Annotated in this window: 8 protein-coding genes and 1 pseudogene; 2 read left to right on the top strand and 7 right to left on the bottom strand. The window is 67.0% G+C overall.

Annotation, left to right across the window (positions count from 1 at the left end; translation table 11 throughout):
- Positions 1 to 20: 20 nt before the first annotated feature.
- Together ACFPU0_RS23420 and ACFPU0_RS23415 are read left to right on the top strand one after the other, a co-directional pair.
- Positions 21 to 542, top strand: a complete 522-nt coding sequence (locus ACFPU0_RS23420; protein ID WP_377695686.1) for a CsiV family protein — start codon at positions 21 to 23, stop codon at positions 540 to 542.
- 6 nt (positions 543 to 548) lie between these two features.
- On the top strand, positions 549 to 3182 hold the full coding sequence (locus ACFPU0_RS23415; protein WP_377695685.1) for a DEAD/DEAH box helicase: 2634 nt from the start codon (positions 549 to 551) through the stop codon (positions 3180 to 3182).
- Positions 3183 to 3213: 31 nt separating this feature from the next.
- On the opposite strand, the gene ACFPU0_RS23410 is transcribed toward ACFPU0_RS23415, so the two are convergent.
- The 7 genes and pseudogenes from ACFPU0_RS23410 to ACFPU0_RS23380 all read right to left on the bottom strand — a co-directional run.
- Positions 3214 to 6273 carry an efflux RND transporter permease subunit gene (locus ACFPU0_RS23410; protein ID WP_377695684.1) on the bottom strand — a complete coding sequence of 1020 codons (3060 nt, stop codon included), beginning with the start codon at positions 6271 to 6273 and terminating at the stop codon, positions 3214 to 3216.
- Positions 6270 to 7286, bottom strand: coding sequence for an efflux RND transporter periplasmic adaptor subunit (locus ACFPU0_RS23405; protein ID WP_377695683.1), 1017 nt, complete (start codon positions 7284 to 7286; stop codon positions 6270 to 6272). Before ACFPU0_RS23405 ends, ACFPU0_RS23410 begins: the two co-directional genes overlap by 4 nt.
- Positions 7287 to 7399: 113 nt before the next feature.
- On the bottom strand, positions 7400 to 8179 hold the full coding sequence (locus tag ACFPU0_RS23400) for an ABC transporter permease (RefSeq protein ID WP_377695682.1): 780 nt from the start codon (positions 8177 to 8179) through the stop codon (positions 7400 to 7402).
- A complete protein-coding gene (locus ACFPU0_RS23395) occupies positions 8176 to 9108 on the bottom strand; it encodes an ABC transporter ATP-binding protein (protein WP_377695681.1) in 933 nt (310 codons plus the stop codon). The genes ACFPU0_RS23400 and ACFPU0_RS23395 overlap by 4 nt, the downstream gene beginning before the upstream one ends.
- A 114-nt stretch (positions 9109 to 9222) precedes the next feature.
- On the bottom strand, positions 9223 to 9843 hold the full coding sequence (locus tag ACFPU0_RS23390) for a glutathione S-transferase family protein (protein WP_377695679.1): 621 nt from the start codon (positions 9841 to 9843) through the stop codon (positions 9223 to 9225).
- A gap of 216 nt (positions 9844 to 10059) precedes the next feature.
- Positions 10060 to 10773, bottom strand: coding sequence for a methyl-accepting chemotaxis protein (locus tag ACFPU0_RS23385; protein WP_377695926.1), 714 nt, complete (start codon positions 10771 to 10773; stop codon positions 10060 to 10062).
- A gap of 141 nt (positions 10774 to 10914) precedes the next feature.
- Positions 10915 to 11145: pseudogene (locus ACFPU0_RS23380) on the bottom strand (HAMP domain-containing protein); the annotation flags it as partial.
- Positions 11146 to 12007: the final 862 nt, after the last annotated feature.

Here is a 12007-nt window from a genome sequence, read left to right as displayed (position 1 = left end):
GCCCCAATAAGGACCAACCCATGCGTGCCATCCGTAACCTCGCCCTCCTGCTCGCCTTTCTGGCCCCGGCGGCCTTCGCCGACGGCCTGTATTCGGTGGAGATGATCATCTTCCGCCAGGGCGGCGACCCGATCCCCGCCAGCCAGCCGGCCCCGGACGACTGGGCGGCCGGCAGCCAGTCCATCGCCGGCAGCGAACGCGGCACCGCCCTGGACGGCGAGGCGGCCAAGCTCAACCCCAATGCCGGCTACGAAGTGCTGCTGCACAAGGCCTGGTCGCAGAACCTCTCTGCCACTCCGAACAAGGTTTCGCTGAGTTCCGGCCAGCAACAGCTGGGCCATTACCCGGTGGAGGGCACCCTGGCACTGACCCTCGACCGCAGCGTCGACGCCCAGGCCGACTTCTGGATCAACCAGTTCGACGGCAGCGGCCTGATCAGCAGCAGCGAGCGCCTGCGCCAGGGCACCCGCCTGAAGAACGGCGAACTCACCTACCTCGACCACGGCAACCTGGGCATCCTGATCCGCGTCAGCCCGCTCTAAGGCGCCATGAGTGTCCTGCTCGACCAGCTGAGGCAACTGGACTGGCGCCTGGACTTCGATCCGGGCGCCCTGGCCCGTGGCGAGGCATACGCCCGGGAAGACCGGATTCGCCTGCTCAGCCTTGACGACAAGGCCATCGAAACCAGCTGCGAAGGTTCCCCCGGCCACGTCTATACACAGCGCATCCGCCTGGCGCCCAAGGGCCTGGGTGTGGTCGGCCGCTGCAGCTGCCCGGTCTCCTTCAACTGCAAGCACTGCGTAGCGGCCATCCTCTATCTGCTGGCGCAGCCCGCCAGCGGCTGGGTAGCGCCGCCACCGCCCAGCGAGCGCCTGGTGGACGACCTGCAGCCGGTGCCGCACCTGATCCTCGGCAGCCACGCCCAGAGCCAGTACGACCTGCGCAGCGGCCGCATGGTGGGCAGCCAGCAGCACCGCGCCGGCCTTTTGTTCGACTATGGCGGCGCGCGCACCCATGGCAAGCCGGTGCGCCCGGAGCGCCTGCACCATCGCGCCAACGGCGAACGCCTGTCCATCGCGCGCCAGCCCAAGGCCGAACAGGCCTGGCGCGACAGCCTGCGCCAGCTCGGCTTCAAGGAGGCCCTGCGGCAGAGCCTGGCGCTACCCGCCAACAGTGCCGAGATGTTCGAACTGCCCGGCGACGAGCAGTGGCTGCAGTTCATGCGGCAACAGCTGCCGGCCCTGCGCGAGCAGGGCTGGCAGATCGATATCCGTCCGGGCTTCCAGTTCGACCTGAGCCAGGTCGAAGGCTGGTATGCCGAGGTGGACGAAGCGCCCGGCCGCGAATGGTTCGACCTGGAACTGGGCATAGTGGTCGAAGGCCGCCGCATCAGCCTGCTGCCGGTGCTGCTGCGCCTGATCCAGCGCAACCCCGAATTGCTGGACCCGCAGCACCTGCAACGGCGCAAGGACGACGAGCAGCTGCGCCTGCAGCTGGACGCCACCCGCGCCGTCGACGGCCGCCCGCTGCACGTGATGCTGCCCTTCTCCCGCCTCAGGCCGGTACTGACCACCCTGGGCGAGCTCTACCAGCGTGACCAGGACCCGGCGCAGAGCCTGCGCCTGGCACGCCCCGACGCGGCACGCCTGAGCCAGCTGGAGGGCCTGGACCTGCACTGGCAGGGCGGCGACGAACTGCGCGAGCTGGCGCGCAAGCTGCGCGACAGCGGCAAGGCCGCCATCAGCCCGCCCAAGGGCCTCAACGCGGAACTGCGCCACTACCAGCTGGAAGGCCTGGCCTGGCTGCAGACCCTGCGGGAGGTGGGCGCCGGCGGCATACTCGGTGACGACATGGGCCTGGGCAAGACCCTGCAGACCCTGGCCCACCTGCTCCTGGAGAAGGAGGCCGGCCGCCTGGACCGGCCGGCGCTGGTGGTGATGCCCACCAGCCTGATCCCCAACTGGCTCGACGAAGCGGCGCGCTTCGCGCCGCAGCTGCGCGTCCTCGCCCTGCACGGCCCGGGGCGGAAGAAGGCCTTCGAGCAGATGGCCGGGCATGACCTGCTGCTGACCACCTACGCCCTGCTGCCCCGCGACCAGGCGCACTTCGAGGCGCTGCCGCTGCACCTGTTGATCCTCGATGAGGCGCAGTACATCAAGAATCCCGCCAGCAAGGCCGCCCACGCGGTGCGCCAGCTGGAAGCCCGGCAACGCCTGTGCCTGACCGGCACGCCGCTGGAGAACCACCTGGGCGAGCTCTGGTCGCTGTTCCACTTCCTGATGCCCGGCTGGCTGGGCGACAGCCAGAGCTTCCTGCGCAATTACCGCAATCCCATAGAAAAGCACGGCGACGCCACCCGCCTGGCCCACCTCAACGCCCGCCTCAAACCCTTCCTGCTGCGCCGCAGCAAGGAAGCGGTGGCCACCGAACTGCCGGCCAAGAGCGAGATCACCCAATGGGTCGAGCTCAGCGACCGCCAACGCGACCTCTACGAGACGGTGCGCCTGGCCATGGACCACAAGGTGCGCGACGAAATCGACCGCAAGGGCCTGGCGCGCAGCCAGATCGTGATCCTCGAAGCCCTGCTGAAACTGCGCCAGGTCTGCTGCGATACGCGGCTGATCGAGGAAAGCGGCATCCGCCCGCCCCGCGGCAGCAGCTCGGGCAAGCTGGACAGCCTGATGGAAATGCTCGAGGAGCTGATCGCCGAAGGCCGCAGGGTGCTGCTGTTCTCCCAGTTCACCAGCATGCTGGCGCTGATCGAGGACGAACTGCGCAAGCGCGCCATCGACTATGTGCAGATCACCGGCGATACCCGCGACCGGCGCACCCCGGTGCAGCGCTTCCAGGCCGGCGAGGTGCCGCTCTTCCTCATCAGCCTCAAGGCGGGGGGCACCGGCCTGAACCTCACCGCCGCCGATACCGTGATCCACTACGACCCCTGGTGGAACCCGGCGGTGGAGCGGCAGGCCACCGACCGCGCCTACCGCATCGGCCAGGACAAGCCGGTGTTCGTCTACCGGATGATTTCCCGCGGGACGGTGGAAGAGAAGATCCAGCAGCTGCAGGCGCAGAAGGCCGCCCTGGCGCGGGGCGTCCTCGACGGCCGCGAGAAGGAAGGCTGGCGCTTGCAGGAAGAGGACATCGACGCCCTCTTCGCCCCCCTGCCCCGCTTCGCCTGAGGCCGGGCGCCGCCGTCCCGGCCGAGGCCGGTCACACCGGCGCCGGCTCCAGCCTGTGGATGGGTTTCCAGCGACGCAGCTGCTGGTAGAGGGTCGGCACCACGAAGAGGGTGAAGAAGGTGCCCACCAGCAGCCCGCCGACGATCACCATGCCGATCTGCTGCCGGCTTTCGCCGCCGGCGCCGCTGGCGATCGCCAGGGGCACCGAGCCCAGCACCATGGCGCCGGTGGTCATCAGGATCGGCCGCAGGCGCTTCACCGAGGCTTCCAGCACCGCCTCGTGCAGTTCCACGCCCTGGCGCAGCAACTGGTTGGCGAATTCGACTATGAGGATGCCGTGCTTGGTGATCAGGCCGATCAGCGTGACCATGCCCACCTGGGAGTAGATGTTCAGGGTGCCGCCGAAGAAGGTCAGCGCCAGCAGGGCACCGGCCATGGACAGGGGCACGCTGAAGAGGATGATCAGCGGGTCGACGAAGCTTTCGAACTGCGCCGCCAGCACCAGATAGATGAACACCAGCGCCAGGGCGAAGATCAGCGCCACGCCGGTGCTGGAGTCCTTGAAGTCCCGCGAGGTGCCGGTGTAGTCGAACTGGGTGTCGGGCGGGAATACCGCGCGCGCCGCCTCTTCCAGATGGTCCAGGGCCTCGCCCAGGGTGTAGCCGGAACCGACGTTGGCGGTCACCGTCACCGCGCGCAGCTGGTTGAAGTGGTTGAGCTCGCGGGGTGCCACGGTCTCGCGCACCTCGATCAGGTTGGCCAGCTGGACCATGCTGTTGTTGCGCCCGCGCACGTAGACGCGGTTCAGGTCGTCCGGGTTGCTGCGGTCGACGTTGGCCAGTTGCACCAGTACGTCGTACTGCTCGCCACTCTGCTTGAAGCGGGTCACCTGGCGGCTGCCGAACAGGCTTTCCAGGCTGCGGCCGATGGCGGCCACGTCGGTGCCCACCGCCACCGCCTGCTCGCGGTTGACCGTGACCTTGAGCTGCGGCGCATTGAGCTTGAGGTCACTGTCCAGGCTTTCCAACCCCGGGTAGTCGCGCACCCGCTCCATCAACTGGTCGACGTATTTCTGTAGCTCGCTGTACTCCAGGGAGGAGCGGACCACGAAGTTGACCGGCTGGTTGCGGGCGCTTTGCCCCAGGGGCGGCCGGTTGATCGGGAAGGCCCGCACGCCGGGGATATCACGCAGCTTGGGCAGGAGTTCGTCGCGAATCTCGAACTGGGTGCGGTCGCGGGAGTCCCATGGCTCCAGCTTCATGAACGACAGGCCCTGGGCCACTGTGGGGAAGCCCACCACCACCATGTAGCGGTGGGTCTCCGGGATCGACCGGTAGGCATCCTCCAGCATCTTCGCGTAGCGACTGGTGTACTCGATGGTGGCGCCATCGGGGCCGTTGATGGAGCCGACTATGGTGCCGGTGTCCTCGGTGGGCGCCAGCTCGCTGCGCAGGCCGTTGAACAGCAGCAGGCAGAGCACCAGGATGCCCGCCAGCAGCAGGATGATCAGCACCCAGGCGCGCAGCACCCGCTCCAGCAGGTGGCGGTAGCCGTGGGTCAGGCCATGGAGGAAGGACTCCACCAGGTTGTACAGCTTGCCGTGCTGCTGGGGCGCATAGGGCTTGAGCAGATGCCCGCACATCATGGGCGACAGGGTCAGGGCGACGAATCCGGACACCAGCACCGCGCCGGCCAGGGTCCAGGAGAATTCGGTGAAGAGTTTGCCCGAGGTGCCCTGCATGAAACCGATGGGGGCGTATACGGCGGCGAGCGTCAGAGTCATGGCGACCACTGCGAAGGCGATCTCGCGGCTGCCCTTGTAGGCCGCCTGCAGCGGCGACATGCCTTCCTCGATATGCCGGTGGATGTTCTCCAGCACCACGATGGCGTCATCCACCACCAGGCCGATGGCCAGCACCATGGCCAGCAGCGTCAGGGTGTTGATGGAGAAGCCCAGCAGCACCATCAGGCTGAAGGCACCGATCAGCGACACCGGAATGGTCACCAGGGGAATCAGGGTGGCGCGCAGGGACCGCAGGAACAGGAAGATGATCAGGATCACCAGCCCCACCGCTTCCCAGATGGTGGTGTAGACGTTGTCGATGGACTCGCGGATGAACAGCGAGTTGTCGTTGGCGATGTCCATCTTCATGCCATCTGGCAGCAGGGCGCGGATTTCCGGTAGCGCGGCGTTCAGCCCATCGGAGATCTCCAGCGGGTTGGCGGTGGCCTGGCGCACCAGGCCGAGGGACACCGCCGAGCGGCCGTTGAAGCGCACGATGCTGCGCACGTCCGCCGCGCCGATCTCGGCATGGCCGACATCGGCCAGGCGCAGCAGGTAGCCGCGCTGGTCGTTGAGGATCAGGTCGTTGAATTCTTCCGGAGTGCGCAGGTCGGTTTCCGACAGCACGCTGAACTCCCGCTGCACCGATTCGATGCGCCCGGCGGGGATTTCCACGTTCTGCCGGCGCAGGGCGTCTTCCACGTCCTGCACCGTGAGGTCATGGGCGGCGAGCTTTTCCGGGTCCAGCCAGATGCGCATGGCGAAGCGCCGGGCTCCACGGATCTGCACCTCGGAGACGCCGGGAATGGTCTGCAGGCGGTCGCGGATCACCCGTTCCAGCACGTCGGTGATCTCCATGGCCGAGTGCTGGTCGCTGTAGAAAGCGATCCAGATCACCGGCTGGGCGTCGGCCTCGACCTTCTGCACTATGGGCTCGTTGATTTCATCCGGCAGCAGGCCACGGACCCGCCCGAGGCGGTCGCGCACGTCATTGGCGGCCTCGTCGGCATTGGTGCCTAGGCGGAACTGGGCGGTGATCTGGGTGTTTTCCGAGCGGCTGATGGAGGACACGAAGTCCAGGCCCTCGATGCCCGAAAGCACGTCCTCGATGGGCTGCGCCACCTGGGACTCCATGATCTCCGGGCTGGCGCCGGGATAGATGACGTTGACCGTGACGATCGGCACGTCGATGTTGGGGTATTCCCGCACCGCCAGCCGTTCGTAGGCGAGCAGGCCGAGCAGGACCAGGATCAGCGACAGGACGGTGGCGAACACCGGCCTGCGGATGCACACATCGGAGAGAGTCATGCCCCACCTCGCGCTACGGTGCGGACCTCCAGTCCGGGGCTGACCTTCTGCCAGCCCGCGGTGATCACCTGCTCATCGCCCTGCAGGCCTTCGCGAACCTCGGCCTTGCCGCGCTGGCGCTGGCCGATCTTGATGGGCCGCCGCTCCACCTTGCCGTCCACCACCAGGTTGACGAACAGCTGCTGCCCCAGGGGCATCACCGCCTCCTCGGGAATCAGCAGGGCCTGGGGGCGCTCGGCGAGGATCACCGATACCTTGACGAACTGCCCGGGCTTGAGGCGGTGGTCCTGGTTGGGCACCTGGGCGCGGATCGCCTGGCTGCGGCCGACCTCGTCCAGGCGCGGGTTGAGGGCGATGATCGAGCCATGGAAGCGCTCGCCCGGGTAGGCGTCCAGGCTGATCTCCACGCTCTGGCCGATGCCCACCTGGCTGACCGCCTTCTGCGGCACGCGGAAATCCACCTTGAGCGGGTCCAGCACCTCCAGGTTGACCACGTCCTGGCCCGCGTCGAGGTAGTCGCCGACGCTGACCAGGCGCAGGCCGAGGGTGCCGTCATAGGGCGCGCGGATCTGGGTCTTGTCGAGGCGTGCCTGGGCCAGGGCCAGGCTGGCGCGGGCAGCCTGTTCCTGGGACAGCGACTCGTCCTGGGCCTGGGCATTGCTGGCGCCGCGGGCAAACAGCATCTTCGCGCGCTGGTAACTCTTTTCCGCCAGGTCCAGGTTGGCCCGGGCCTGGGCCAGCTCGGCGCGGGCGATGGCGTCGTCCAGGCTGACCAGCAGGTCGCCGCCCTTGACCCTCTGTCCCTCACGGAAATGCAGGCTGGCCACCCTGCCCTCCACTTCCGGGCGGATCATCACCGACTCGTCCGAACGCAGCGAACCGAAGGTCACCAGCTCGTCGCGCACCAACGCCCGTTGCGGTTCGGCTACCTCCACCAGCGGCGCCTCCTGGGCCACGGCGGACAACGAGGCAAGCACCCCGACCAACAGCCAGACACTGCGACGGACCTTCATCTGGAGCCTCTAATGACGATTCGGAAGGAAAAAGGAAGTCTGCCGACTGTATCGGCAGACTTCGATCAGTGGCATCCAGAAGATAATGCCACTCTATGTCGCTTTGTTTCGCCTTACTGACGCATGCCGCGCCCGCTCACCAGCAGTCGGATGCAGGCGACGTAGAGGATCGCCATGGTCAGCAGCATCAGGGCGATGGCGATGCCGATGTTGATGTCGGAAACCCCGAGGATGCCATAGCGGAAGGCATTGACCATGTGCAGGATCGGGTTGGCCAGGGACACCGTCTGCCAGAACGGCGGCAGCAGGTTGATCGAGTAGAACACGCCGCCGAGGTAGGTCAGCGGGGTCAGCACGAAGGTCGGGATGATGGAGATGTCGTCGAAGTTGCGCGCATAGACGGCGTTGATGAAGCCGCCCAGGGAGAAGATGGTGGCGGTCAGCAGCACCACCAGCGCGGTCACCCCTATGTGGTGCACCGAGAGCTTGGTGAAGAACAGCGAGAGGAAGGTGACTATCACCCCCACCGCCAGGCCGCGCAGCACGCCGCCTATGGTATAGCCGAGGAGGATGGTGTGGGCCGACACCGGCGACACCAGCAGCTCTTCCACCGAACGCTGGAACTTGCTGCCGAAGAAGCTCGACACCACGTTGCTGTAGGAGTTGGTGATGACCGACATCATGATCAGGCCGGGGACTATGTAGTCCATGTAGCTGAAGCCGCCCATGTCGCCGATCTGCCGGCCGATCAGGTTGCCGAAGATGACGAAGTACAGCGCCATGGTGATGGCCGGGGGCAGCAGCGTCTGCGGCCAGATGCGCATGAAGCGGCGCACTTCGCGGGTGACGATGGTTTCCAGGGCGACCAGGTTGGCGCGTAGTTCCGAACTCATACGGCCACCTTCGCCAGGTTTTTCTCCACCAGGGACACGAACAGCTCCTCGAGGCGATTGGACTTGTTGCGCATGCTCAGCACGTCGATGTTCAGGGCGGCCAGCTGGCGGAACAGCTCGGTCAGGCCCTGGGTCTTCTCCACCTGGACTTCCAGGGTATGGGCATCCACCAGCTCGGCGGGGTAGCCGTTGAGCTGCGGCACCACTTCCAGTGCCTCCTTGAGGTCCAGCAGGAAGGTCTCCTTGTGCAGCTTCTTCAACAGCTCCTTCATGCTGGTGTTCTCGACGATGCGGCCGTGGTCGATGATGCCGATGTGGCGGCAGAGCTGCTCGGCCTCCTCCAGGTAGTGGGTGGTGAGGATGATGGTGATGCCCTGTTCATTGAGCTCGGTGAGAAAGCTCCACATGGAGCGGCGCAGCTCGATGTCCACGCCCGCCGTGGGTTCGTCGAGGATCAACAGGCGCGGCTGGTGGATCAGCGCGCGGGCGATCATCAGGCGGCGCTTCATGCCGCCGGAAAGCTCGCGGGAGGCCGAATTGCGCTTCTCCCACAGCCCCAGCTGGTTCAGGTACTGCTCGGCGCGCTCCCTGGCGATCTTCGCCGGGATGCCGTAGTAGCCCGCCTGGGTCACGACTATGTCGAAGACCTTCTCGAACTGGTTGAAGTTGAACTCCTGGGGCACCACGCCGAGGCAACGCTTGAGCGCGTAGGGGTTCTTGTCCAGGTCGTTGCCGAACACGCTGACCGTGCCGCTGGTCTTGTTCACCAGGGTGGACAGGATGCCGATGGTGGTGGACTTGCCCGCGCCGTTGGGACCGAGCAAGGCGAAGAAATCACCTTCGGCCACTTCCAGATCGATGCCCTTGAGGGCCTGGAAGCCATTGCCGTAGGTCTTGGTCAACTGCCGGATGGACAGGGCGGAACTCATGATGGATTCGTCTGCTTCAAGGGAAAGGGGCTAGATAAGGCTGAATGCCAGCAAATTCAACCGCAGATCGCTGCTCATCAGCCTAGGTTCCAGTGACCGGATCGGCGAGTCGGATCAGGTCAGGGCGGTCATCACCGCCTTGCGGTAGGCCGGTCGGGCCTGCAAGCGCCCATACCAGGCTTCGAGGTGGGGCAGTTCCGGACGCAGGATCGGCATCTCGAACCAGGCGTAGGCGAAGCAGCCCAAGGGAATATCGCCCATGGCGAAGGCTTCGCCGGACAGCCAGGGCCTATCGGCCAGGGCCCGGTCGGGAATGGCCAGCAGCTCGCCGCAGCGGGTCAGCGCGGTGTCGATCAGCGCCTGGTTACGCTCGGCCGGCGGCGTGCGCAGGGTGCCCCAGAACAGGTCGCGGAAAGGTGTGGCCAGGCTGGAGGTGGCCCAGTCCATCCACTTGTCGCCCTCGGCGCGCGCCACCGGGGACTCGGGATAGAGGCTGCCGGCGGCATAGCGCGCGGCCAGATAACGGACGATGGCGTTGGACTCCCAGAGCACCAGGTCGCCGTCTTCGATCATCGGCACCAGGCCATTGGGGTTCAGCGCGCGGTAGGCCGCCTCGTTGACCCGGCCGAAGGTGCCGCCGGCATCCAGCCGCTCGTAGGCGACGCCGGCTTCCTCGGCCGCCCAGAGCGCCTTGCGCACATTGGTGGAATTGATTCGCCCCCAGATCTTCAGCATCGCGACACTCCAGGCCGGTTGGACAGGGGCACCATTCTAGGGCCCCGTTCCGGGGGACGGAATGCCGAATCCTCCAGATCTTCCCCCGAACCCCGATCCCGCGAGCTAGAGAAGAACAAGGCGGGAGGGCTAAGCGCGCGGAGTTTACGAGCTGTAAATGAGCAAGCCCGAAGCCACTCCCAACGCAGTTATTCCGACGCGCAGCGGATCGGCTGGTCAGAGGCGGAAGCTTCCCGCCATCCCCTGCAGCTCCTGCCCGAGGCGCGCCAGCTGCACGCTGGACGACGCGGTCTCGTCCATGGCCATGGCCGACTGGTCGGCGATATCGCGGATGCTGGTGACGCTGCGGTTGATCTCTTCGGCCACCGCGCCCTGCTGCTCGGCCGCCGCGGCGATCTGCTGGTTCATCTGGTGGATCAGGGTCACGGCTTCGGCGATTCCGGCCAGGGCCTCGTCGGTCAGCTTGGCGTCCCGCACCGTCAGGTCCACCAGGCTGCCGCTCTGCTGCATGTGCTCCACGCAATCGCGCACGCCATCGCGCAGGGTGGCGATCAGCCGTTCGATTTCGGCGGTGGACTGCTGGGTGCGCCGCGCCAGCGCCCGCACTTCGTCGGCCACCACGGCGAAGCCCCGGCCCTGCTCGCCGGCGCGGGCGGCCTCGATGGCGGCATTGAGGGCCAGCAGGTTGGTCTGCTCGGCGACGCTCTTGATCACGTCCAGCACGGTGCCGATGCTCTGGGTGTCATGGCTGAGGCGCTGGATGCTGGCGGTGGTTTCCTGCATGGCGCGCGCCAGTTGAGTGACCCTTTCCAGGGTCTGGCGCACCACCTGGCTGCCGGTGCCGACGCGACTGTCGGCGTCCGCCGTGGAAGCGGCGGCGGCCTCGGCGTTGCGCGCCACCTCCTGGACGGTGGCGGCCATCTGGCTCATGGCGGTGGCCACCTGGTCGGTTTCCTCTTTCTGGCCGTTGACGCCGACGCGGGTCTGCTCGGTGACGCCGGACAGTGCCTGGGCCGATGCGGAAATCTGCGCCACCCCGCCCTGCAGGCGGCCGACCATGTCCCGCAGGTTGCCGGACATGCCAGCCATGGCCTCCATCAACTGGCCGATCTCGTCGCGGCGCCGCACCTCGATGCTGGCGCTGAGGTCGCCGTCGGCGATCTGCCGCGCGAGGCCGATGACCCGGCGCAGCGGCCGGACGATCAGCAGGCTGATCAGGACCGTGGCGGCCAGGCCGATCAGCAGCGCCAGGGCCGCCGCCAGCAGGATCAGCAACGAACTGGAGTCCTGCTGGGCACGCATGTCGGCCTTCTGCAACTCGTAGGCACGCGCCATGGCCTGCACCACGCGGTCGGCCTGGGCCGCCAGGTGGGCGTATTCCTGGCGCTGCTGCGCCAGGGTGGCGGTGTAGTCCTCGAGGCGTTCGTTGAAAGAATCGACGTTACCGATCACTTCGGTGAGCACGGCAGCGTAGCCGGGGTCCTGCATGGCGTCGCGCAGTTCGGCGGCGAGCTTCTGGGCGTCCTGGGCCTCCTGGATCTGCGGCGTGCCGGCCTCGGCGGCGCCACGGCTCTGCTCCAGCCGTACCCGGGCCTGGTTGAGCGCCTGCAGCAACAGCTGATAGACGCGGCTGATCTGTCCGCCCTGCTCCACCAGCTCGGCGCCCTGGGCACCCTGGGAGCTTTTCAGCAGGTCGACGCCATCCTCGTTCAGGCCGCTCTGCAGCACGTCCAGGCTGTTGGAGGCGCTGACCACCAGCCAGTTGGCCGCTTCCAGGGCCAGGCGCTGGTTGTCGGTGAGCTCCACATAGCGGTCGAAGGCGCCACGGTATTCGGCCATGGCCTGGGTGACTTCGCCCAGGGCATCGCGCCCCGGACCGGACAACTGCACGGCCAGCGCCCCGCTGCGGGCCACTATGGCCTCGGCCTGCTGGCGCAGCTGCTCGGCCAGCCTGGCGTCGGTGCCGAGGGCGTAGTCCTTTTCCGTCTGCCGGATCATCAGCACCTCGCTGCTGATGGCGCGCATTTCCTCCATCCGCTGGGCCCCTTCGCCCACCGCGCGCAGGGCGGTGAAGCCGGTGGCGGCCACCGCCAGGGTCAGCGCCAGCACAATGCCGAAGCCCAGCACCAGCTTGGTGGCGGTATTCAGGCTGGCCAGCCTGAGT

It is taken from the genome of Pseudomonas sp. GCM10022186 (assembly GCF_042656385.1).
GTDB lineage: Bacteria > Pseudomonadota > Gammaproteobacteria > Pseudomonadales > Pseudomonadaceae > Metapseudomonas.
This window is presented reverse-complemented; position numbering and strand designations above follow the sequence as displayed.